Here is a 23,978-nt window from a genome sequence, read left to right on the forward strand (position 1 = left end):
CGCGGCGCAAACGTGAATGGATCGCAGGGTTCGTGCATGGGTGTCGGGCCCTGTTCGATGGGTCGGCGTTGTTGCGGTGCGTTCACGGTCGCATCGGGCAGGCGCGGTGTCAATGCGATCCGGCGTACGTTGGCCGTTCGGCTATGACGTTCGCGAGGGCCGTTCGGCGGCGCACGAAGCTGGCCGTTCGGCCGATGCCACGGGTGTGGCTTCCTGAGATAATCTGACAATCCAGACACTCAAAAGAAACCGCCCCAAGCATGGTCCGTCATACCGCCCGTCCTTCCGAAGAACCCACTGCGGCGCAGCGCGCGGCGTGGTTGCGCGCCGAACTCGAGCGCGCCAATCACGCGTACTACGTGCTCGACCAGCCGGAGCTGCCCGACGCGGAATACGACAAGCTGTTCCGCGAACTCCAGCAGATCGAGTCCGGGAATCCGGAGCTCGTCTCGCCCGATTCGCCCACGCAGCGCGTGGGCGGCGAGGCGGCGGCCGGCTTCGAGCCCGTGGTGCACGACGTGCCGATGCTCTCGCTGAATAACGGCTTCGCGGACGAAGACATCGTCGCGTTCGACAAGCGCGTGTCCGACGCGCTCCACAAGAGCGAGGGCAACCTGGTCGAGTACGCCTGCGAGCTCAAGTTCGATGGCCTCGCCATCTCGCTGCGCTACGTGGACGGCGTGTTCGTGCAGGCGTCCACGCGCGGCGACGGCACGACCGGCGAAAACGTCACGGAAAACGTGCGCACCATCCGTTCGCTGCCGTTGCGCCTGAAGGGCAAGCGCGTGCCGAAGGTGCTCCACGTGCGCGGTGAGGTGCTGATGTTCCGCCGCGACTTCGACCGCATGAACGAGCGGCAGCGCGAAGCGGGCCACAAGGAGTTTGCGAACCCGCGCAACGCGGCAGCGGGCAGCTTGCGCCAGCTCGATTCGAAGATCACCGCGCAGCGGCCGCTGTCGTTCTTCGCGTACGGCATCGGCGTGCTCGACGGCGAGCCCATGCCGGCCACGCACAGCGAACTGCTCGACTGGTACAAGGAAATGGGCCTGCCCGTGAACAGCGAGCGCGCAGTCGTGAAGGGCGCGCAGGGCCTGCTGGACTTCTTCCGCGCCGTGGGCGAGAAGCGCGACGCGTTGCCCTACGACATCGACGGCGTGGTCTACAAGGTCAACCGGCGCGACGAGCAGGAGGCGCTCGGCTTCGTCTCGCGCGCGCCGCGCTTCGCGCTCGCCCACAAGTTCCCGGCACAGGAGGCGCTCACGAAGGTCGTCGCCATCGACGTGCAGGTGGGCCGCACGGGCGCCATCACGCCGGTCGCGCGTCTCGAACCTGTGTTCGTGGGCGGCGCGACCGTCACGAACGCCACGCTGCACAACGAAGACGAAGTGCGCCGCAAGGACATCCGCATCGGCGACACGGTGATCGTGCGTCGCGCGGGCGACGTGATTCCCGAGGTGGTGAGCGCGCTCCTCGACCGCCGTCCGGCCGATGCCCGCGAGTTCGTGATGCCCACCGAGTGTCCCGTGTGCGGCTCCAGCATCGAGCGTTTGCCCGACGAGGCGATCGCGCGCTGCACCGGTGGCCTGTTCTGCCCGGCGCAGCGCAAGCAGGCGCTGTGGCACTTCGCGCAGCGCCGCGCGCTCGATATCGACGGTCTGGGCGAAAAGATCATCGACCAGCTCGTCGATCAGAATCTCGTGCGTACGCCGGCCGACCTCTTCAATCTCGGGTTCTCCACGCTGGCTGAGCTCGATCGCATGGCGGACAAATCGGCACAGAACCTGCTCGATTCGCTGGAAAAAGCCAAATCCACCACGCTCGCGCGCTTCATCTATGCGCTAGGGATCCGGCACGTCGGTGAATCCACGGCGAAGGATCTGGCGAAACATTTCGGCTCGCTCGACCCCATCATGGACGCCACCCTCGAACAACTGCTCGAAGTGAACGACGTCGGGCCGATCGTGGCCGAGTCGATTCATCAGTTCTTTGCGGAAGAACATAACCGCACCGTAATCGAGCAACTGCGCGCGCCGGGCAAGGTCAGATGGGCGGACGGTCCGCCCGCGCCGAAGGCGCCGGTGGGCGTGCTGGCGGGCAAGACGGTCGTGCTCACCGGCACGCTGCCCACGCTAAAGCGTGAAGAGGCGAAGGAGATGCTGGAGGCGGCCGGCGCGAAGGTGGCCGGCTCGGTGTCGAAGAAGACCGACTATGTGGTGGCGGGCGCCGACGCGGGCAGCAAGCTCGCGAAAGCCGAGGAACTCGGCGTGCCGGTGCTCGACGAAGAAGGGTTGCACAAGCTCCTGGAGGGGCACACGACATGATTCGCGAAATTCTCAGGATGGGCGATCCGCGCCTGCTCGGCATCGCCAGACCGGTCGACCATTTCGATACGCCCGAGCTGCACGAACTGATTGCCGACATGTTCGACACGATGCACGCGGCGAACGGGGCGGGGCTGGCCGCTCCGCAGATCGGCGTCGACCTGCAGGTCGTGATCTTCGGCTTCGAAAACAACGAGCGCTATCCCGAGGCGCCGGCGGTGCCGCAGACGGTGCTGATCAATCCGGTCATTCATCCGCTCTCGCACGACATGGAAGAGGGCTGGGAAGGCTGCCTTTCGGTGCCCGGCATGCGTGGCGCGGTGAGCCGCTATTCGATGCTGCGTTACGACGGCTTTGACCAGTACGGCAAGCCCATCGAGCGCGTGGCGGAAGGTTTTCACGCGCGCGTGGTCCAGCACGAATGCGACCATTTGATCGGCAAGCTGTACCCCATGCGTATCACCGACTTCTCGAAGTTCGGCTTCACCGACATCCTGTTCCCCGATCTCGACCCGAAGAGCGATGATTGAGAATGCCCGCGCCTGAAAGCAGGCGCGCATGAAAAAACGGGAGCCAGTGTGATCTGGCTCCCGTTTTTTGTTTCGGCTCGGCGCGCGATGTACGGGCTTCAGTGGTCTTTCAACAAGCTCAGAAGGCCTCGTCAGCCGACAGATAGCGCCATTGCCCTTGCGGCAGCGCGCCCAGCAGCACGCGGCCCATGCGCACGCGCTTGAGGCCCACGACCTTCAGCCCGACCAGTTCGCACATGCGGCGGATCTGGCGTTTCTTGCCTTCGCGCAGCACGAAACGCAGCTGTTCGCCGTTTTGCCAGCTCACCATGGCGGGCTTGAGCGGCACGTCGTCGAGCGAGAGGCCGTGGCGCAGCTTCGCGAGCAAGTCGGCCGGGAAGTGTTGGTCGACTTCCATCTCGATGTCGCCGTAGGTCACGCGCACGAGGTACTCCTTGTCGATATCGGAGCTCTCGCCGATCAACTGCTTTGCCACGCGGCCGTCCTGGGTCAGGACGAGCAGACCCGTCGAATCGATGTCGAGGCGGCCCGCCGGCGCGAGTGTGCGCAGGTGTTGCGCCGAGAAACGGATGCCCGAGCGGTCGCCGTCCCAATGATTGTCGGCCGTGACGAGCGTGGCCGCCGGCTCATAGCCGTCTTCGGCCTGACCCGAGACGTAGCCCACCGGCTTGTGCAGCAGGATGGTCACCTGGCGAGCCTGCGCGGCGAGCGCGGCGGGATCGACTTCGATGCGCTGCTCGGGCGTGACCTTCGCGCCCAGTGTGTCGACGACTTCGCCGTCCACGTAGACCCAGCCTTTCTCGATCCATTCGTCGGCCTCGCGGCGCGAGCACAGGCCCAGTTCCGACATGCGCTTGGAGAGGCGCAGGGCGTTGTCGCCTTCGACTTCCACGCGCGTTGCGCGCTGCGGCGCCTGGTCGCCGTCTTTCGCGAAGGGCTTCGGTGCGGGCTTGCGGGTCGGGGTGTCTTCCGTGCTGCGCCGCTCGCGCGGTGCGAACGACTCGCCGTCGTTGCGGCTGCGCGGACGCGAACCGGTGCTGTTGCGCTCGTTTGCGTTGCCCCACGATGATTTCACTGGGCGTGCGAAATCCCGCTCGCCGCGCGGTGCGGCTCCCGGTGCGCGTCGATCGGTCTGGAACGGGCGGCGTTCCTGGTTTTCGCCGCGTGGGCGGGCGGGGCGTTGGTCGTCGCCTTCGTCACGGCGGGGGAAGCGGCGTTCGCCACCTTCATCGCGAGCGCGGAAGGGGCGTCGATCATCGCCTTCATCACGCCGTGGGAAGCGGCGTTCGCCGCCTTCTTCACGCGCGCGGAAGGGGCGTCGGTCGTCGCCTTCGTCACGGCGGGGGAAACGGCGCTCACCACCTTCTTCGCGAGCGCGGAAAGGGCGTTGCTCGCCACCTTCATCGCGCCGTGGGAAGCGTCGCTCACCGCCTTCGTCGCGAGCACGGAACGGACGTCGGTCGTCGCCTTCGTCACGACGCGGGAAACGGCGCTCACCACCTTCTTCGCGAGCGCGGAAAGGGCGTTGCTCGCCACCTTCATCGCGCCGCGGGAAGCGTCGCTCACCGCCTTCGTCGCGAGCACGGAACGGACGTCGATCATCACCTTCGTCACGACGCGGGAAACGGCGCTCACCACCTTCTTCGCGAGCGCGGAAAGGGCGTTGCTCGCCACCTTCATCGCGCCGTGGGAACCGCCGCTCACCACCTTCCTCACGCGCACGGAACGGACGTCGCTCATCGCCTTCACGGCGCTCGCGCGAAAAACTGCGCTCGCCGCGCTGATCGCCCTCGGCGCGGCGTGCGGGCCGCGCATCGCGGTCCCACGGCTTGGTGGCGCGCGGTGCGTCGCCCGTATCGCGGCGGCGGCGCTCATCGCCGTAGCCGCCGCCTTCGCGCGGCGCGCGAGCGGGGCGGTTCGATGCGTCGCGCTCGCGCCCCATCGCCGGTTTCCCTGAGGGCGACTTGCCACCGGGCTTTGCCGCGGAGGGTCGCCCTTGACCGGGGCGCGCGTCGGCGGGCCGCCCCTCAGCCGGCCGCCCTTCGGCCGGGCGCACCGGCTTGCGGGCGGTCGTGCTGCCGCGGCGGACGGGGGCGCGTTCGGGCGTGGCCGGGCGCGGATGTTTGGCTGTCAGTTTGGCTCGCATGGTTCTACGTCTTTCGCTGTTGCTTTCACACTGCTATCGCGCGCAGCAGTTCGGTTTCGACGCGGATCTGCTGCCGGTTGTCGGAGAGCCCCGAGCCGTCGAGCAGAAACACGTCCTCCACGCGCTCGCCGAGCGTATTGATCCGCGCCGCCTGGACGCCGATGCGGTGCTCGGCCAGCACGCGCGCGATGGAATAAAGAAGGCCCGGCCGATCGTTCGCCGACACGGACAGGATGTAGTACTGGCCGCGCTCGTCGGCCCGCAGGTCGACGCGCGGCGTGACCGGGAAGGTGCGCGACAGGCGCGACAGACGCCCCTTCGAGGGCTCCGGCAGCGGGTTGCCGGACGTCCCGAGGCGCTGGGCGAGCTCCTGCTCGACCAGATTCGCGATATCGCGGTAATGCACGTCGCCCTCGGTATGGGCGACGATGAAATTGTCGAGTGCGTAGCCGTGACGCGTCGTGCTCACGCGCGCGTCGAGCACGGACAGGCCGCTGCGGTCGAAATAGGCGCACATCGTCGCGAACAGGTCCGGGCGGTCCTTCGCGTAGACGAGCACTTGCAGCGCCTCGCCGACTGGCGAAGGCCGCGCGCGCACGACGGGCGAGGGCGTCTCCACATGGCGGTAGAGCACGCGTGTCTGCCACGCGATATCGGCGGCATCATGGCGCAGGAAGTAGCCGACGTCGAGCTTGTCCCACAGCGCGCGGTGCGCATGCTCCGGCACGGTTTCGAGGCGCAGCAGCGCGAGCGCCAGCTCCTGGCGCGTCTTGAGTTCCGAGTGCGCGTCGGGCTCGGCGCCGCCTAGCACGGCGAGCGTCGAGCGGTAGAGGTCCTCGAGCAGCTTGCCTTTCCAGTTGTTCCAGACCTTGGGGCTCGTGCCGCGGATATCGGCGACGGTCAGCAGATAGAGCGCCGAAAGCCGCCGCTCCGTGCCCACCAGATCGGCGAATCGCTTCACCACTTCGGGGTCGCTCGTGTCCTGCTTCTGCGCGACCTGACTCATGGTCAGATGCTGCTGCACGAGCCAGACGATCAGGTCGGCGTCTTCGCCGGCGATGCCGTGTTCACGGCAAAAGCGCCGCGCGTCCGCCATGCCGAGCTGCGAATGGTCGCCGCCGCGGCCCTTGGCGATGTCGTGAAAGAGCGCCGCCACGTAAAGCACCCAGGGCCGCTCGAAATTGCCGATCAGCTGGCTGCAGAACGGGTACTCGTGCGCATGCTCGGCCACTGCGAAGCGGCGGATGTTGCGCAGCACCATCAGGATATGCTGGTCGACCGTGTAGACGTGATAGAGGTCGTGCTGCATCTGCCCGACGATGCGCCGGAAGTTCAGCAGATAGCGCCCCAGCACGCTCGTCTGGTTCATCAGCCGGATGGCGTGCGTGATGCCCGCGGGCTCCTTGAGGATCGCCATGAAGAGGCGCCGGTTTTCCGGGTCGCGGCGCCAGTGCTGGTCCATCTTCTCGCGCGCGTTGTAGAGCGCGCGCATCGTGCGCGCCGACAGGCCCTTCACGCCTGGCACTTGCTCGTAGAGCAAAAAGGCTTCGAGAATCGCGTGCGGTTCGCGCTCGAATACGTCGTCGGACACAATCTCGATCATGCCCTGTTTTTCGACGAAATGATTCGAGAGGGTGCGCGTGATGCCGCTCGTGCTCGGGAACAGTTGCGCCTCGATGTTCTGGATGAGGATGCTCGAAAGCTGCGTGACCGCTTTGGCGGCCCAATAGTAGCGGCGCATGAGCTGCTCGCTCGCGCGCCGCGCTGCGCTGGCCGAGTAGCCGAAGCTTTCGGCCACACTCGTCTGCAGGTCGAACACGAGGATGTCCTGGCGGCGCCCAGCGATCACGTGCAGGCGCGCGCGCAGCGTCTTCAGGAACGCCTCGTTGCGGCGCAGCTCGCGCGCCTCGCGCCCGGTAATGAGTCCGCGCTGGTCGAGCTCCTTCCAGCTGCTGCCGAATGCCGCGGCTTCCGTGATCCAAAGGATCAATTGAAGGTCGCGCAAGCCGCCGGGGCTTTCCTTGACGTTCGGCTCCAGCGAGTAGGGCGTGTCCTGAAAGCGCGCGTGGCGCTGGCGCATTTCCAGCACTTTCGCCTGGAAGAACGCGCGGGGGTCCATGGCGTCGCGGTAGCGCTGCGCGAAATCGCCGAACAGCGTCGGGCTGCCCGTGAGGCGGCGCGCTTCGAGCAGCGACGTGCGCACGGTCACATCGTTGGCGGCCTCTTCGAGGCATTGCGAGACGCTGCGCACGCTGCTGCCGATATCGAGCCCGAGGTCCCACGCAAGACCGATGAAGCGCTCGATGCGCGCTTCGAGCGGCGCGAGCGCTTCGTCGTCGGGGAGCAGCACGAGGATGTCGACGTCCGAGTACGGCGCGAGCTCGCCGCGTCCGAAGCCGCCCACGGCCACGAGCGCAAGCGAGGCCGGCAGCTCGCAGAGGCTCCAGGCTTGGCGCAGGGTGTCGTCGGTGGTGCGGGCCAGCGCGCGCATCAGCGAGTCGACGTTGGCCGCGCGCTTGAAGCGTTCGAGCAACTCGGCCTTGGCGGCCTTGTAGTCGGACTTCAGCGACGACGTATCGGGTGCGGCGACGGCGGGAACGCTCATGGGCTTCGGTGCGGTTGGCGCGATTGGAAGGGGCCCGGCCGCGCGCGCGGACTGCCGGGCGGCGGACCGTGCGGGCGCGGGATGATGCCGGTTGTTGCCTTGGTGGTGCCTGGATAGTGCCTGGGTCGTACCTGCTGGGCCATACCTGGTTGGTGCCAGTGTGGCGCCAGCCGATCCCGGTAATACCGATTTAATGCCGATTTTTGCCTGGCCGGCGCCCGGTTGCGGCTCGCCGCGGCGTCTTGCCGCGTGAATGCGTAACTGCGTAAGCGCGTGGCGAAGCAGTAAGCACTGCGTGTTGCGGCCGGCCGCGCAGCGCCTTGCAATCAATCAAATCAATCAGGCCGGATCAGGCCGCCGTGCCCGCCATCTGCGCGACGATAGCCGGCTTCGCCGGCGTGCCGGCCGAAACCGTCAGCACTTCGTAGCCGGTCTCGGTCACGAGCACCGTGTGCTCCCATTGCGCCGAGAGGCTGCGATCCTTGGTCTTGACCGTCCACTGGTCGGGCATGGTGCGGATATCGCGGCGGCCGGCGTTGATCATCGGCTCGACGGTGAAGATCATGCCCGGCAGCAACTCGACGCCGGTGCCGGCGCGGCCGTAGTGGAGCACCTGCGGCTCGTCGTGGAACACCGTGCCGATGCCGTGGCCGCAATATTCGCGCACGACGCTGTAGCCCTGCGATTCGGCGTAGCGCTGGATGGCATGGCCGATGTCGCCCAGATGGCCGCCCGGTCGCACCTGGTCGATGCCGAGCCACATACATTCATACGTGGTCTGCACGAGGCGCTTCGCCAGAATCGACCCCTCGCCGACGATGAACATGCGGCTCGTGTCGCCGAAGTAGCCTTCCTTGATGACGGTGATGTCGATATTGAGCGTGTCGCCGTTCTTCAGCGCCTTGTCGCCCGGAATACCGTGACAGATCACGTCGTTGACCGAGGTGCAGATGGCTTTCGGGTAGGGCGGATAGCCGGGCGGCTGATAATTGAGCGGCGCGGGCACCGTGCCCTGCACGTTGGTCATGTATTCGTGGCAAAGCCGGTCGAGTTCGCCCGTCGTCACGCCCGCCACGACGAACGGCGTAATGTAATCGAGCACCTCGCTCGCCAGCCGGCAGGCGACGCGCATTTGCGCGATGTCGTGTTCGTTCTTGATCGAAATGGCCATGGTGTGCGCCCGAAAATGCAGTCGAATATCAAATTATCGCACCTTATCCGCACGGTCGCAGGCTTTTGAGAAGCGGGGCGGGCGCTTGCGGCCAACTTGGGGCCAGACAGGCTTAAAGCCCGGGCGCACTCGCTCCGAGGGTAATAGCTGGCTTGAGTACGGTCAGTTTTACGTGCTATAATCTTCGGCTAAGTCGCTTCCTATGTTCTTTCGATTGCGAAAGTGCAGTGAGGGTGCAAGCGGCGATTATGCCTGCTGTCGCCGCGGGCAAAAAATAACGGCGGCAATTGAGCAGTAGTAAGTAGCAAAGTGAAATCGCGAGCCGGCGCACCCAGGGTGTCGGGCGCGCCAGTCCTGCAAGAGAGCGGGGCGGCGCACCGATACGGCAGCCGGCTTAAGACCCAACCCTAGCGGAGAATTGCAACATGGCAGTTACCATGCGTCAGATGCTGGAAGCCGGTGTCCACTTCGGTCACCAAACGCGCTTCTGGAACCCCAAGATGGCCCCATTCATCTTCGGTCATCGCAACAAGATTCACATCATCAACCTCGAAAAGACGCTGCCGATGTACAACGACGCACTGAAGTACGTGCGTCAACTGGCAGCGAACCGCGGCACGATCCTGTTCGTCGGCACGAAGCGTCAATCGCGCGACACGATCTCCGAAGAAGCAAACCGCGCTGGCATGCCGTTCGTGAACGCGCGCTGGCTCGGCGGCATGCTGACCAACTTCAAGACGCTGAAGGTTTCGATCAAGCGCCTGAAGGACATGGAAGCGGCCGTGGAAGCCGGTGAGCTCGAGAAGATGAGCAAGAAGGAAGCGCTCCTGTTCGAACGCGAAATCGCCAAGCTGCAAAAGTCGATCGGCGGCGTGAAGGACATGGGCGGCATTCCTGACGCAATCTTCGTGGTCGACGTCGGCTACCACAAGATTGCCGTGACGGAAGCCAACAAGCTGGGCATCCCCGTCATCGCCGTGGTCGACACGAACCACTCGCCGGAAGGCATCGACTACGTGATCCCGGGTAACGACGACGCCAGCAAGGCCGTCGCGCTCTACACGCAAGGCGTGGCGGACGCGATCCTCGAAGGCCGTGCAAGCGCGGTCAACGAAGTGGTTGCAGCCGTGCGTGGCAACGAAGGCGACGACGAGTTCGTCGAGGTCAATCCGGAGGCGTAAGCCGCCCCGTGTCCGGCAAGAAAAGGGGGCTTTCCATAGGCCCCTTTTTTTTAAGCCGTGGCGTTCGAAGCCGCATCATATTGGCGGCACCGTAGTCCTGTAGAAGCAGCTGTAAAAAAGCGTTTCAGCACGGCATTTACGGAAACGAATTCCTGCTGGCCGCATCGAACTATGCGGCCGGCGCGTACCAGACAGATTCAAGGAGCGAATGATGGCGGCAATTACCGCAAGCATGGTGGCAGAACTGCGCGCGAAGACCGATGCGCCGATGATGGAATGCAAGAAGGCGCTGACGGAAGCCGACGGCGACCTCGCGCGCGCTGAAGAACTGCTGCGCGTGAAGCTCGGCAACAAGGCCAGCAAGGCCGCTTCGCGCGTCACGGCCGAAGGCGTGATCTCGTCGTTCATCGGTGCCAACGCTGGCGCCGTGGTCGAGCTGAACTGCGAAACCGACTTCGTCGCGAAGAACGACGACTTCCTCGCATTCGCCAAGACGATCGCTGAACTCGTCGCCACGCAGAACCCGGCTGACGTCGCTGCCCTGTCGGCGCTGCCGCTGGAAGGCTCGACGGTCGACGCAGTGCGCCTCGCGCTGGTCGGCAAGATCGGCGAAAACCTCTCGATCCGCCGTTTCGCGCGCTTCGAAACCGCCAACAAGCTGGCTGCGTACCTGCACGGCACGCGCATCGGCGTGCTGGTCGAGTACACGGGCGCAGAAGAGCAAGTGGGCAAGGACGTCGCGATGCACATCGCCGCGATGAAACCGGTCTCGCTGTCGTCGGACGACGTGCCGGCCGAGCTGATCGCCAAGGAGCGCAGCATCGCCGAGCAGAAGGCCGCCGAATCGGGCAAGCCGGCTGAGATCGTCGCCAAGATGGTCGACGGCTCGGTGCAGAAGTACCTGAAGGAAGTCTCGCTGCTGAACCAGCCGTTCGTGAAGAACGACAAGCAGACGATCGAGCAGATGCTCAAGGCTGCTGGCACGACGGTGCAGAAGTTCGCCCTCTTCGTGGTGGGCGAAGGCATCGAGAAGCGCCAGGACGACTTCGCCGCCGAAGTGGCCGCGCAAGTCGCTGCTGCAAAGCAGCAATAAAGGCCGCGCAAGCCTTTCGCGTATTTTGAGTAGCAAGCAGCACCAAGTTTTACCGCAGTAAAAGCCTTACCGCAGTACCGTAGCAAGCCGCGGCGGAGTGATCCGCCGCGGTGGGCAGCGTAGCGACGCCCGATGTAGCGGCGCCTTGCGCGGCGGACCCCGCCGCGCCCCGTGGCGCAAATCTTCGCTATTCTGGCGGCGCTTGCCCCAAGCCGTATTTCACCCCTACAGTTTCAAGTTATTGCCCTTTGCGCGCGATCCTGGATACCTCCATGCCCACACCCGCCTATAAACGCGTCCTGCTCAAACTTTCCGGCGAAGCCCTCATGGGCGACGATGCCTTCGGCATCAACCGCGCCACGATCGAACGAATGGTGGCAGACGTGGCCGAGGTGGTGCGTCTGGGCACCCAGCTCGCAGTCGTGATCGGCGGCGGCAATATTTTCCGCGGTGTCGCGGGCGGCGCGGCCGGTATGGACCGCGCAACGGCCGACTACATGGGCATGCTCGCCACCATGATGAACGCGCTCGCGCTGCAGGACGCCATGCGTCACGCCGGCATCGAGGCGCGCGTGCAGTCGGCGCTGCGCATGGACCAGGTGGTCGAGCCGTACATTCGCCCGCGCGCGATTCGCCAGCTCGAAGAGGGCAAGGTCGTGATCTTCGCCGCAGGCACGGGCAACCCGTTCTTCACCACCGACACCGCCGCCGCGCTGCGTGGCGCGGAAGTGGGCGCGGAAGTCGTGCTCAAGGCCACCAAGGTCGACGGCGTCTACTCGGCGGATCCGAAGAAGGACCCCGCGGCCACGCGTTACTCGACGATCAGCTTCGACGAGGCAATTGGCCGCAACCTGCAGGTGATGGACGCGACGGCGTTCGCGCTGTGCCGCGACCAGAAGCTGCCCATCCGGGTTTTTTCCATCGTCAAGCCGGGTGCACTCAAGCGCATCATTCAAGGCGAAGACGAAGGCACGCTCGTCCACGTGTAAACTCTCGTCTCACGCGAGACACGAACGCGGGCCGCGCCGCCCCTTGAGCGCGCTGGCGGGCCCGTACCGTAATGAAGGTTCGGAGGTATCAAAATGGCTGTGGCTGACATCAAGAAGGGCGCTGAGCAGAAAATGCAGCGCTCGATCGACGCGTTCAAGAGCGACCTGGCGAAGATCCGCACGGGCCGCGCACACACGGGCCTGCTCGACCACATCCAGGTCGACTACTACGGCTCGCCGGTGCCCATCTCGCAGGTCGCGAACATGACGCTCGTCGACGCGCGCACGATCGGCGTTCAGGCGTGGGAAAAGAAGATGGTTCCGGTCATCGAAAAGGCCATCCGCGAGTCGGATCTCGGCCTGAACCCGGCGACGCACGGCGATCTGATCCGCGTGCCGATGCCCGCGCTGACCGAAGAGCGCCGCAAGGAGCTCACGAAGGTCGTCAAGAACGAAGGCGAAACAGCCAAGGTCGCCGTGCGCAACCTGCGCCGCGACGCCAACGAGCAGCTCAAGAAGCTCGTGAAGGACAAGGAAATCTCGGAAGACGACGAGCGCCGTGGCGGCGACGACGTCCAGAAGCTCACGGACCGCTTCGTGGCCGAGATCGACAAGCTCGTCCAGACCAAGGAAGCCGAGATCATGACGGTCTGAGGCCGTCAGGCTCTCAGTTCCGCCAGGGTTTGCTTTCCCTATTGTCCGCATCCGCAGTTTTAGTCCGACGGCCATGACCTATACCAGCTCAACCGTTCGCGTGCCCGACGTGGCGGCCGTGCCGCGCCACATCGCGATCATCATGGACGGCAATGGCCGTTGGGCGACTCAACGCCGCTTGCCGCGCGTCGCGGGCCATACGCGCGGCGTGGACGCCGTGCGCTCGGTCGTCGAGGCCTGCGTCGAGCGCGGCGTCGAATATCTCACGCTGTTCGCCTTCAGTTCGGAGAACTGGCGACGTCCGACCGACGAGGTGTCGTTCCTCATGCGTCTGTTCGTCACCGCGCTCGAACGCGAAGTGGCGCGCCTGCATGCGAACGGCATTCGCCTGCGCGTGGTCGGCGACCTGTCGATGTTCAACGAGCGCATCCAGGACCTGATCCGTCGCGCGGAAACCAAGACCGCGCGCAACACCCGCCTGACGCTCACGATCGCCGCGAACTACGGCGGCCGCTGGGACATCATGCAGGCCACGCGCAAGCTGGTCGAGGCCGCCGCGGCCGCGGGCGAACCGGTGCCGGTCACCGAGGACACCATCGGCCAGTATCTGGCCATGAGCTACGCGCCTGAGCCGGATCTCTTCATTCGCACGGGCGGCGAGCAGCGCGTGAGCAATTTCCTGCTCTGGCAGCTCGCTTACGCAGAATTTTATTTCACCGACACGTTCTGGCCGGACTTCAACGCCGAAGCGCTCAATCGCGCGATCGGCTCCTATACCGAACGTGAGCGCCGCTTCGGCCGCACGAGCGCCCAGCTCGAAAACCAATCCCAGAACGCCGACTCGCTTTCATGCTAAAGACCCGTGTCATCACGGCGATCGTCCTGCTGGCCGTCTTCCTGCCGGTCACGCTGTTCGCGCCGGTGGCCGCCTTTGGCGTGCTGATCCACCTCGTGGTGGTGTTCGCTGCGTGGGAGTGGGCGCGCCTGCTCAAGGCCGGCAAGGTGGGCTCGATCGTCTACGCGATACTGGCGGCGCTGGCCGTGTCGGCGAGCACGCGGTTCGACTCGGCGCATTCGCTGTATCAGGCCGCCGGCATCTTCTGGCTCGTCGCCGGCCCTTATGTGCTCCTGCGCAAGCCGACGCTCGCCGCGGGCGTCTGGCGCGCGTTCCTGCTAGTGGCCGGGCTGGTGATCTTCTGTGCCTGCTGGCACGCGCTCGTGGCGGCGCGTGCGGTGGGCGTCGCGTTCGTGCTCTCGCTGCTGCTGGTCGTCTGGCTCGCCGATATCGGCGCATACTTTGCGGGTAAGGCATTCGGAAAGCATAAGCTCGCGCCCGCGATCAGCCCCGGCAAGACCTGGGAAGGCGCCGTGGGCGGCTGGGTGGCCGTGATGGCCGTGTCCATCGCCGCGCTCGCGCTGCATGCGTTCGAGCCGACCCTGTATTCCGCGCTGGCAGCCCGTCTGGGTCTTGTCAGGGCGCTCTTCGTGTTGACCGTGCTGGTCGCGTTCAGCGTGATCGGCGACCTGTTCGAGTCGATGACGAAGCGCCAGGCCGGCGTAAAAGATTCGAGCGGCCTCCTGCCGGGCCACGGTGGCGTTCTCGACCGCATCGACGCATTGTTGCCGGTGCTTCCGCTTGCCATGCTCCTGCTGGGTTAGAGGCGCTCGACCAGAGAAATGAAAATGCAAAAACGACTCACTTTGCTCGGGTCCACGGGCTCGATCGGAGACAGCACGCTCGACGTGGTCGCGCGTCATCCGCAACGCTTCTCCGTCTACGCGCTCACCGCGCATCGCAACGGCGAGAAGCTCGTCGAACAATGTCTGCGCTTCGCGCCCGAAGTGGCCGTGGTCGGCGACGCCGAGACGGCCGCTGCGGTCGAGCGCAAGCTGCGCGCGGCCGGCTCGAAGACCATCGTGACCTACGGGCCGCAGGCGCTCGTCGAGGTCGCGAAGAGCGACGGCTGCGACACCGTGGTCGCGGCCATCGTGGGCGCGGCGGGCCTCGTGCCCACGCTCGCGGCGGCGCAGGCCGGCAAGCGCATCCTGCTCGCGAACAAGGAAGCGCTCGTGATGTCGGGCGACATCTTCATGGATGCGGTGCGCGAAAACGGCGCGGTGCTGCTGCCGGTGGACAGCGAGCACAACGCCGTGTTCCAGTGCCTGCCTTCGGAAGGCACGCAGCATGGCGGCGTGACGAAGATCATCCTGACCGCGTCGGGCGGCCCGTTCCGCACGCGGGAGCCTGCCACGCTCGTGGGCGTGACGCCCGACGAGGCCTGCAAGCATCCGAACTGGTCGATGGGTCGCAAGATCTCGGTCGACTCGGCCACGATGATGAACAAGGGGCTCGAGGTCATCGAGGCGCATTACCTGTTCGATCTGCCCGGCGAGCGTATCGACGTGCTGATCCATCCGCAGAGCGTGATCCATTCGATGGTTTCGTACGCGGACGGTTCGGTGCTCGCGCAACTGGGCAACCCGGACATGCGCACGCCGATCGCGCATGCGCTGGCGTTCCCGGAACGCCTGGATTCGGGCGTTGCCCAGCTCGACCTCGCCCAGGTGGCCACGCTCCAGTTCGAGCAGCCCGATTACGCGCGTTTCCCGTGCCTCGCGCTGGCCATGAAGGCGCTGGCCGAGGGCGGTGTGGCGAGCGCGACGCTCAACGCGGCCAACGAAATCGCGGTCGAGGCGTTCCTCAACCGCCGGATCGGCTTCATGGCGATCGCGCAGACGGTCGACGCCGTGCTCAACGCGCTGGACAATCGCAGCGCCGCGAGTCTCGAGGTCGTGCTCGAAGCCGACGCAGCCGCGCGCCGCGCGGCGCTCAAGATCATCGACAGCTTGCCGGTGCCGGCTTGATGCCTCGCTCGGGTTGCGCCTGGACGGCGTTCGGGCGGCTCGGGCAAGAGGTCATGAGGGTCTCGTCGCAGGCCCGTCGGCCCGCCCATGAGGCTGGCCCCGCACCGGCGCGCTGCTTCCAGTAGAGGAGGCGCATATGAATCTGCTCACCGAACTGGTGGCGTTTATCGTGGCGATCGGCGTACTCGTCGTCGTACACGAATATGGGCACTACAGCGTCGCGCGCTTGTGCGGCGTCAAGGTTTTGCGGTTTTCGATCGGCTTTGGCAAGCCGCTCGTGCATTGGGTCAGCAAAAAGAGCGGCACCGAATGGACGATTTCGGCGCTGCCGCTCGGCGGCTACGTCAAGATGCTCGACGAGCGGGAATCGCAAGAGAAAATTCCTTCGGCTGATCTGCCGAATGCCTTCAACCGGCAGTCGGTGGGCAAGCGCATTGCCATTGTCGCGGCCGGACCGATTGCCAATTTCATCCTCGCCATCGTGCTGCTCGCCGCGGTGTTCGCGAGCGGCGTGACCGAGCCGACCGCGATCGTGGCCGCGCCGCCGGCGCAAACGGCCGCCGCGCAGGCGGGTTTCCAGGGCGGCGAGACCATTCTCTCGGTGAGCGACGCCAACGGCAGCGACACCGAGCCCGTGCGCTCGTGGGCGGATCTGCGCTGGAAGCTGCTTTCGGCGGCCTTCGATCAGCATCGCGTCGTGCTTGTTGCGCGTGACGGCGGCGGCACCTACGACTTTCCGCTCGATCTCTCGCATCTCACCAGCAAGGATCTCGACGACGACTTCATGTCGAAGCTCGGCCTCGAGGTCGGCGGCAGCAAGCTGACGATCGCGGGCGTGGAGCCGGGCAGCGCCGCGCAGCAGGCGGGGCTGGAAAAGGGCGATCGTCTGCTGGCGATCGATGGCCGACCCGTTGACAGCGCAAGCACTTTCATCGGCTACGTGAAGGCCCATGCGGGCAAGCCCGTGCACTTGCAGATCGTGCGCGGCGGCGATGCGCAGAACGTGGCGCCTGGCGCGGCGCCCAGGACCGGACAACCGGCGCAGACGATCACGCTCGCGGTCACGCCGGCCGCACAGCGCGACGACGAAACGGGCGAGCAGGTGGGACGTATCGGCGCGGCGCTCGCGGCGCAGGCGCCCACGGTCGACGTGCGTTACGGCCCGATCGAGAGCATTCAGCTCGGTGCGTTGCGCACCTGGAATATCGCCTTCTACTCGCTGCGGATGTTCGGCCGCATGCTCACGGGCGAGGCGTCGCTGAAGAATCTGTCGGGCCCGGTGACGATTGCTGACTATGCGGGCAAGAGCGCAAGACTCGGTCCGTCTGCGTTCCTGTCGTTCCTCGCCCTTGTCAGCATTAGCCTTGGCGTACTCAACCTGCTCCCAATTCCGGTATTGGACGGGGGGCATCTGTTATATTATGCGGTTGAAGCCGTAACGGGCAAAGCCGTCTCGGACCGCTGGCAGCTCGTGCTGCAGCGCGCGGGACTTGCCTGCATCGTCGCGCTGTCGGCGATCGCGTTGTTCAACGATCTGGCTCGGTTAATCCATTTTTAAAGATGTCTGGCGGCGTCCGAGGGCGGGCCGCCTGATCTGATGCAGCTATACACACTGGGGAAGCACGTTGTTTAGACCTCATCGCTTGGTTCCAAAAACGGTTGCGGCCGCGGCGATCGCCGCACATGGCCTCGTCGCTCACGCAGCGACAACGCCTTTCGTGGTACAGGACATCCGCATCGAAGGACTGCAACGCGTCGAGCCGGGCACGGTGTTCGCGTACCTGCCGATCAAGCAGGGCGATACGTTCACCGACGACAAGGCCTCAGAGGCCATTCGCGCATTGTATGCGACGGGCTTCTTCAACGACGTGCGCATCGCAACCGAAGGCAGCGTCGTCGTCGTGCAGGTGCAGGAGCGCCCGGCGATCGGCACGATCGACTTCGCGGGCATCCACGAGTTCGACAAGGACAACCTCACGAAGGCGCTGCGCGCCGTCGGTCTCTCGCAAGGCCGCTACTACGACAAGGCGCTCGTCGACAAGGCCGAGCAGGAGCTCAAGCGCCAGTACCTCACGCGCGGCTTCTACGCGGCCGAGGTCACGACCACGGTCACGCCGATCGACCGTAATCGCGTGGGTCTGCTGTTCTCGGTGGTCGAAGGCCCGAGCGCGAAGATCCGCCAGATCAACTTCATCGGCAACAAGACCTATAGCACCGGCACGCTGCTCTCCGAGATGCAGCTCTCCACGCCGAACTGGTTCTCGTGGTACACCAAGAACGACCTGTACTCGAAGGAAAAGCTCACGGGCGACCTCGAGAACGTGCGCTCGTACTACCTGAATCACGGCTACCTCGAGTTCAACATCGACTCGACGCAGGTCTCGATTTCGCCCGACAAGAAGGACATGTACCTGACGATCGGGATCCACGAGGGCGAGCCGTACAAGATCTCGGGCATCCATCTGGCCGGCAATCTGCTCGACCGCGAGGCCGAGCTCAACAAGCTCATCAAGATCAAGCCGGGCGACCGCTTCTCGGCCGAGAAGCTGCAGGCCACGACCAAGGCCATCGTCGACAAGCTCGGCGAATACGGCTACGCGTTCGCGACCGTCAATGCGCTGCCGCAGATCAATCAGGCCGATCACACGGTCGACCTCACGCTGCAGGTCGATCCGAGCCGCCGCGTCTACGTGCGCCGCATCAACGTGATTGGCAACACGCGTACGCGCGATGAAGTCGTGCGCCGCGAAATGCGTCAGCTCGAAAGCTCGTGGTTCGATTCGAGCCGACTCGCGCTCTCGAAGGACCGTATCAACCGTCTCGGCTACTTCACCGACGTCGACGTGACCACGGTGCCCGTGGAAGGCACGGCCGACCAGGTGGACGTCAACGTCAAGGTGACCGAGAAGCCGACCGGCGCGATCACGCTGGGCGCGGGCTTCTCGTCGACGGACAAGGTGGTGCTCTCGGCGGGCGTCTCGCAGGACAACGTGTTCGGCTCGGGTACGAGCCTCTCGGTGAACGTGAACACCGCGAAGTCGTACCGCACGCTGGCCGTCACGCAGGTGGACCCGTACTTCACGGTGGACGGCATCAAGCGCATTACCGACGTCTACTATCGCACGTACCAGCCGCTGTACTACTCGACCGATTCGAGCTTCCGCATCATCACCGCGGGTGGCGACCTGAAGTTCGGCATTCCGTTCTCCGAAGTGGATACGGTGTTCTTCGGCATCGGCTTCGAGCAGGACCGCCTCGACGTCGACGCGTACACGCCGCAGAGCTATATCGACTACGTGAACGAGTTCGGCCGCGTGTCGAACAACGTGCCGCTCACCGTCGCGTGGTCGCGCGATGCGCGTGACAGCGCGCTGGTGCCGAGCCGCGGCTACTTCGCGCAGGCGAACGCCGAGTACGGCACGCCGCTCGGCTCGACGCCGTACATCAAGACCGACGTGCAGGCGCAGTACTATTACTCGTTCGCGCGCGGCTTCGTGCTGGGCCTGAACTTCCAGGCGGGCTACGGCAAGGGCCTCGACGGCAAGCCATACCCGATCTTCAAGAACTACTACGCGGGCGGTATCGGTTCGGTGCGTGGCTATGAACCGAGCTCGCTCGGTCCGCGCGACGCCAAGACGAACGACCCGATCGGCGGTTCGAAGATGGTGGTCGGCAATATCGAGCTCACGTTCCCGCTGCCGGGCACCGGCTACGACCGCACGCTGCGCGTCTTCACTTTCGTCGACGGTGGTAACGTCTGGGGCGACGAGGGCAACACGAGCACGGGTGCGAACGGCCTGCGCTACGCCTACGGTGTGGGTCTTGCATGGATTTCGCCGATCGGCCCGCTCAAGCTGAGTCTCGGCTTCCCGATCGTGAAGCACGAAGGCGACCAATACCAGAAGTTCCAGTTCCAGATCGGTACGGCCTTCTGACGAGGCACGCAGGAACAGGCATTTACAGAAACGAGAGGATAACTTTGCTAACGGGACTGTTTTCCAGACGGACGATCGGGGCCTTGACGCTAACGCTTGCGATGCTTGCTTTTGGCACGGGCGTCGCCCATGCGCAGGAAGCGAAGATCGCCGCGGTCAACTCCGACCGCATCCTGCGCGAATCCGCCCCCGCGAAGGCCGCGCAAACCAAGCTCGAAGCCGAGTTCGCGAAGCGCGACAAGGACCTGCAGGACATGGCGCAACGCCTGAAGTCGATGTCGGATGCGCTCGACAAGAATGGCCCGAGCATGTCGCCGGGCGATCGCGCGCAGAAGCAGCGCGATCTTTCGCAGCTCGACAGCGACTTCCAGCGCAAGCAGCGCGAATTTCGCGAAGATCTGAACCAGCGCCGCAACGAAGAACTCGCGGCGGTGCTGGACAAGGCGAACAAGGTGATCAAGCAGATCGCCGAGCAGCAGCACTACGATCTGATCGTGCAGGAAGCGGTGTACGTGAGCCCGCGCATCGACATCACCGACCAGGTCCTCAAGGCGCTCGCAGCGTCGAGCGGCACGGGCAGTAACACTGGCAGCAGCAATTAAGGCAGGAGCAGCACGCGCATGGCTTTTACGCTTGAGGACATCGCCGGGCGGTTCGGCGGCGAGGTGATCGGCGACCCGACGCAACGTGTCGGCTCGCTCGCGCCGCTCGACCAGGCCGGTCCGCAGCAGCTGGCGTTCCTCGCCAATCCGAAGTACCTGTCGCAGGTCGAGGCGACCCGTGCAGGCGCGGTCCTCATCAGCCCGGACGATCTCGAAAAGCTCGCTTCCCGCGAAGGCCGCAACTTCATCGTCACACCCAATCCGTATGCTTATTTCGCGCGCGTCGCGCAGGCGTTCATCGACCTCGCCGCGCCGAAGGTGCAGCCGGGCGTGCACCCGAGCGCGCACGTCGACGCGAAGGCGTCGGTTGCCGCGAGCGCGGTGATCGGCCCGAACGTCACGGTAGAGGCGGGCGCCACGATCGGCGAGCACGTGCGGCTCGACGCCAACGTGTTCATCGGGCGCGGCACCGAGGTGGGCGAGGGCGCGCACTTCTATCCGGGCGTGACGGTCTATCACGGCTGCAAGATCGGCGCGCGCGCCATCGTGCACGCCGGCGCCGTGATCGGCTCGGACGGCTTTGGCTTCGCGCCCGACTTCACGGGCGAGGGCGATGCGCGCGCGGGCAGCTGGGTCAAGATTCCGCAGGTGGGCGGCGTATTGATCGGGCCGGACGTCGAGATCGGGGCGAACACCACGATCGACCGTGGCGCGATGGCCGACACGATCATCGAAGAGTGCGTCAAGATCGACAACCTCGTGCAGATCGGCCACAACTGCAAGGTGGGCGCGTACACCGTGATCGCGGGCTGCGCCGGCATCGCGGGCAGCACCACGATCGGGCGTCATTGCATGATCGGCGGGGCGGTCGGCATTGCGGGGCACGTCACGCTCGGGGACTACGTGATCGTCACGGCGAAGTCCGGCGTGTCGAAGTCGCTGCCCAAGGCCGGCATCTACACGAGCGCGTTTCCCGCGGTCGATCACGCCGACTGGAACAAGAGCGCCGCGCTGCTGCGCAATATCGACAAGCTGCGCGATCGCATCAAGGCGCTCGAAGCCGCCGCCCAGAAGCCGCAAGGCGGCGCATAACAAGGGCAGGTTCGGGGGGCTCGGGGCGAAAGCGTTCGAGTCCGGGCCGCGCGCCCCGGTCTGCGTGAGCCGGGCTACATGCCCCGGTCTGCGAGACCCGGGGCAATCCGCATGCACGAAGTGCCTTGCGTGGCGCATACTGCGCGTCAGCGCGGGCCGCAGGGGTACCGCCGGAGCCGGGCTTCGGTATGCCGGGCACTTCAGGCATTGCATTCGACAGTCACACGCAATTCCTGCGTGAGCAGAAACACCATGAACATCGAAAAACTCAACTTCGACATCCACAAGATCCTCACGCTGCTTCCGCACCGTTATCCGTTCCTGATGGTGGACCGGGTCATCGATCTCGAGCCGCACAAGAGCATCAAGGCGTTGAAGAATGTGACGGTCAACGAGCCCTTTTTCACGGGCCATTTCCCGCAGCGCCCGGTCATGCCCGGCGTGATGATCCTCGAAGCGCTGGCGCAGACCGCCGCGCTGCTCACGTTTTCGGAAGAAGAGCAGGACTTCGAAAACACGCTGTATTACTTCGTCGGGATCGACGGCGCGCGCTTCAAGCGCGTGGTCGAGCCGGGCGATCAGCTCATCCTGAACGTGACGTTCGAGCGCTACATGCGCGGCATCTGGAAGTTCAAGGCACAAGCCGACGTGGACGGTGCCGTCGCCTGCGAGGCGGAACTCATGTGCACTGTCAAGAAAATGGACGCGGCGCAATAAGATGCGCCCCCGCGTGCCGCTGCGCGTCCTGGCCATAGCCGGGCGCCGCGGCGCGGCAACAGAATCGGAGAGCGAGGACGAATGAGCAGGATCCATCCCACTGCGGTCGTCGAGTCCGGCGCGCAAGTCGATGAATCGGCCGAGATCGGGCCGTATGCGGTGATCGGCGCCAACGTCACCATTGGCGCGCGCACCAAGGTCGGCTCGCACAGCGTGCTGGAAGGCCACACGACGATCGGCGAGGACAACTCGATTGGCCACTACGCGATCGTCGGCGGCCGTCCGCAGGACATGAAGTACAAGGGCGAGCCCACGAAGCTCGTGATCGGCAACCGCAATACCATCCGCGAGTTCACGTCGATTCATACTGGCACGGTGCAGGACACCGGCGTCACGATCGTCGGCGACGACAACTGGATCATGTCCTATGTGCACGTGGGACACGACTGCCGGCTCGGCAACAACGTGATCATGTCGAGCAACGCACAGCTCGCGGGCCACGTAATCGTCGACGATTACGCGATCGTCGGCGGCATGACGGGCGTGCATCAGTTTGTGCGCATCGGCGCGCACTCGATGGTGGGCGGCGCATCGGCGCTCGTGCAGGACGTGCCGCCGTTCGTGATCGCCGCGGGCAACAAGGCGGTGCCGCACGGCATCAACGTCGAAGGTCTGCGCCGCCGCGGCTTCTCGCCCGACGCGATCTCGGCGCTGCGCGCGGCCTACCGCGCGCTGTACAAGAACAACCTGTCGCTCGAAGAGGCGAAGGTGCAGCTCGCCGAGCTCGCGCAAGCGGGCGGCGACGGGGACGCGCACGTGAAGGCGCTGCTCGATTTCGTCGAGCAGTCGCAACGCGGCATCATCCGCTAACCGATGGCGCTGCAAACCCGTCCGCTGCGCCTCGCCATGGTCGCCGGCGAGCCGTCCGGCGACCTGCTCGCGGCGTCGCTGCTCAAGGGGCTGACCGGCCGGTTGCCCGATACTGCGCAGTACTACGGAATCGGCGGCCCGCGCATGCAGGCCGCCGGTTTCGACGCGCACTGGCCGATGGACAAGCTCACCGTGCGGGGCTACGTCGAGGCGCTCAGGCACATTCCCGAGATTCTGCGCATTCGCGGCGAACTCAAGCATCAATTGCTGGCCGATCCGCCCGACGTGTTCATCGGTGTGGACGCGCCCGATTTCAACTTCGGGCTCGAACATCCGCTGCGAGACGCCGGGATTCCCACCGTTCATTTCGTGTGTCCGTCGATCTGGGCGTGGCGCGGCGGCCGCATCAAGAAGATCCAGAAGGCCGTGGATCAAATGCTCTGCGTGTTCCCGTTCGAGCCCGCGATTCTCGATAAGGCCGGCGTGGCGGCGACCTACGTGGGTCATCCGCTCGCCGACGACATCCCGCTCGAGCCGGACGTGCCCGGCGCGCGCCGCGCGCTCGGCCTGCCCGAGAGCGGCCCGGTGATCGCGGTGCTGCCGGGCAGCCGCCGCTCCGAGATCAACCTGATCGGTCCGACGTTCTTCGACGCGATGCAGATCATGCAGCAGCGCGAGCCGGGCCTGCGCTTCGTGATGCCTGCGGCGACGCCGGCGATCCACGCACAGTTGCAGGAGCTCGCGAACCAGCACGAGGGCCTCGCGCTCACGATCATCGACGGTCAGTCGCAAGTGGCGATGACGGCCGCCGACGCGATCCTCGTGAAGAGCGGCACGGTCACGCTCGAGGCGGCGCTGCTCAAGAAGCCGATGGTCATCTCGTACAAGGTGCCCTGGCTCACGGGGCAGATCATGCGCCGCCAGGGCTATCTGCCGTACGTTGGCCTGCCGAACATTCTCGCGGGGCGCTTCGTGGTGCCCGAGATCCTCCAGCACTTCGCGACGCCCGAGGCGCTCGCGGACGCCACGCTCACGCAGTTGCACGACGAGGCGAACCGGCGCACGCTCACCGAAGTGTTCACGCAGATGCATCATGCGCTGCGCCAGAACACGGCGGAGCGCGCGGCGGAAGTGGTCGAGCGCGTCGTGCAGCGCCGCAGGGGGCAGGCATGAGCGAGGGTCCGATCAAGCGCGTTCGCGCGAAGGC

The 23,978-nt window shown here is 65.4% G+C and carries 19 protein-coding genes; 16 read left to right on the top strand and 3 right to left on the bottom strand.

Features of this window, described 5'->3' with window-relative positions; translation table 11 throughout:
* Window positions 1-260 precede the first annotated feature (260 nt).
* On the top strand, window positions 261-2,321 hold the full coding sequence (ligA, locus tag U5775_RS21995) for an NAD-dependent DNA ligase LigA (protein ID WP_322060208.1): 2,061 nt from the start codon (window positions 261-263) through the stop codon (window positions 2,319-2,321).
* Window positions 2,318-2,851, top strand: coding sequence for a peptide deformylase (gene def / locus U5775_RS22000; RefSeq protein WP_322060209.1), 534 nt, complete (start codon window positions 2,318-2,320; stop codon window positions 2,849-2,851). Before ligA ends, def begins: the two co-directional genes overlap by 4 nt.
* 118 nt (window positions 2,852-2,969) lie before the next feature.
* Here the strand turns inward: def and U5775_RS39485 are convergent, their stop codons facing one another.
* The 3 genes from U5775_RS39485 to map form a co-directional block, all read right to left on the bottom strand.
* The gene (locus U5775_RS39485) at window positions 2,970-4,997 is read right to left on the bottom strand and encodes a pseudouridine synthase (protein ID WP_415913628.1); all 2,028 of its coding nucleotides are present in this window, start codon (window positions 4,995-4,997) and stop codon (window positions 2,970-2,972) included.
* Between the two features lie 25 nt (window positions 4,998-5,022).
* Window positions 5,023-7,602 carry a [protein-PII] uridylyltransferase gene (locus U5775_RS22020; RefSeq protein WP_322060213.1) on the bottom strand — a complete coding sequence of 860 codons (2,580 nt, stop codon included), beginning with the start codon at window positions 7,600-7,602 and terminating at the stop codon, window positions 5,023-5,025.
* 349 nt (window positions 7,603-7,951) lie between these two features.
* Complete coding sequence (gene map / locus U5775_RS22025) at window positions 7,952-8,773, bottom strand: type I methionyl aminopeptidase (RefSeq protein WP_322060214.1); 822 nt, start codon at window positions 8,771-8,773, stop codon at window positions 7,952-7,954.
* Between the two features lie 425 nt (window positions 8,774-9,198).
* On the opposite strand from map, the gene rpsB reads away from it, so the two are divergent.
* The 14 genes from rpsB to lpxB all read left to right on the top strand — a co-directional run bounded on the left by rpsB (window position 9,199) and on the right by lpxB (window position 23,944).
* The gene (gene rpsB, locus U5775_RS22030; RefSeq protein WP_322060215.1) at window positions 9,199-9,954 is read left to right on the top strand and encodes a 30S ribosomal protein S2; all 756 of its coding nucleotides are present in this window, start codon (window positions 9,199-9,201) and stop codon (window positions 9,952-9,954) included.
* 211 nt (window positions 9,955-10,165) lie between these two features.
* Window positions 10,166-11,047, top strand: coding sequence for a translation elongation factor Ts (gene tsf, locus U5775_RS22035; RefSeq protein WP_322060216.1), 882 nt, complete (start codon window positions 10,166-10,168; stop codon window positions 11,045-11,047).
* Between the two features lie 272 nt (window positions 11,048-11,319).
* Window positions 11,320-12,036 carry a UMP kinase gene (gene pyrH, locus U5775_RS22040; RefSeq protein ID WP_322060217.1) on the top strand — a complete coding sequence of 239 codons (717 nt, stop codon included), beginning with the start codon at window positions 11,320-11,322 and terminating at the stop codon, window positions 12,034-12,036.
* 93 nt (window positions 12,037-12,129) lie between these two features.
* Complete coding sequence (frr, locus tag U5775_RS22045) at window positions 12,130-12,690, top strand: ribosome recycling factor (protein ID WP_028219493.1); 561 nt, start codon at window positions 12,130-12,132, stop codon at window positions 12,688-12,690.
* A gap of 73 nt (window positions 12,691-12,763) precedes the next feature.
* On the top strand, window positions 12,764-13,546 hold the full coding sequence (locus U5775_RS22050; RefSeq protein WP_322060218.1) for an isoprenyl transferase: 783 nt from the start codon (window positions 12,764-12,766) through the stop codon (window positions 13,544-13,546).
* Window positions 13,540-14,349, top strand: coding sequence for a phosphatidate cytidylyltransferase (locus U5775_RS22055; protein WP_322060219.1), 810 nt, complete (start codon window positions 13,540-13,542; stop codon window positions 14,347-14,349). The genes U5775_RS22050 and U5775_RS22055 overlap by 7 nt, the downstream gene beginning before the upstream one ends.
* Window positions 14,350-14,373: 24 nt before the next feature.
* Complete coding sequence (locus U5775_RS22060; protein WP_322060220.1) at window positions 14,374-15,555, top strand: 1-deoxy-D-xylulose-5-phosphate reductoisomerase; 1,182 nt, start codon at window positions 14,374-14,376, stop codon at window positions 15,553-15,555.
* A 136-nt stretch (window positions 15,556-15,691) separates the two neighbouring features.
* Window positions 15,692-17,113 (top strand): RIP metalloprotease RseP, encoded by a 1,422-nt coding sequence (rseP, locus tag U5775_RS22065; protein WP_322060221.1) that lies wholly within the window; start codon window positions 15,692-15,694, stop codon window positions 17,111-17,113.
* A gap of 67 nt (window positions 17,114-17,180) precedes the next feature.
* Entirely contained in the window at window positions 17,181-19,490 is a 2,310-nt protein-coding gene (gene bamA, locus U5775_RS22070) for an outer membrane protein assembly factor BamA (RefSeq protein ID WP_322060222.1), read from the top strand.
* Window positions 19,491-19,534: 44 nt separating this feature from the next.
* Window positions 19,535-20,092, top strand: coding sequence for an OmpH family outer membrane protein (locus U5775_RS22075; protein WP_322060223.1), 558 nt, complete (start codon window positions 19,535-19,537; stop codon window positions 20,090-20,092).
* Window positions 20,093-20,110: 18 nt separating this feature from the next.
* Complete coding sequence (gene lpxD / locus U5775_RS22080) at window positions 20,111-21,184, top strand: UDP-3-O-(3-hydroxymyristoyl)glucosamine N-acyltransferase (RefSeq protein WP_322060224.1); 1,074 nt, start codon at window positions 20,111-20,113, stop codon at window positions 21,182-21,184.
* A 252-nt stretch (window positions 21,185-21,436) separates the two neighbouring features.
* Window positions 21,437-21,901, top strand: a complete 465-nt coding sequence (gene fabZ / locus U5775_RS22085; RefSeq protein ID WP_322060225.1) for a 3-hydroxyacyl-ACP dehydratase FabZ — start codon at window positions 21,437-21,439, stop codon at window positions 21,899-21,901.
* 81 nt (window positions 21,902-21,982) lie between these two features.
* Entirely contained in the window at window positions 21,983-22,771 is a 789-nt protein-coding gene (gene lpxA, locus U5775_RS22090) for an acyl-ACP--UDP-N-acetylglucosamine O-acyltransferase (RefSeq protein WP_322060226.1), read from the top strand.
* Window positions 22,772-22,774: 3 nt separating this feature from the next.
* Window positions 22,775-23,944 carry a lipid-A-disaccharide synthase gene (gene lpxB, locus U5775_RS22095; protein ID WP_322060227.1) on the top strand — a complete coding sequence of 390 codons (1,170 nt, stop codon included), beginning with the start codon at window positions 22,775-22,777 and terminating at the stop codon, window positions 23,942-23,944.
* Window positions 23,945-23,978: the final 34 nt, after the last annotated feature.

This window comes from Paraburkholderia sp. J63, from assembly GCF_905220245.1.
Taxonomy (GTDB): domain Bacteria; phylum Pseudomonadota; class Gammaproteobacteria; order Burkholderiales; family Burkholderiaceae; genus Paraburkholderia.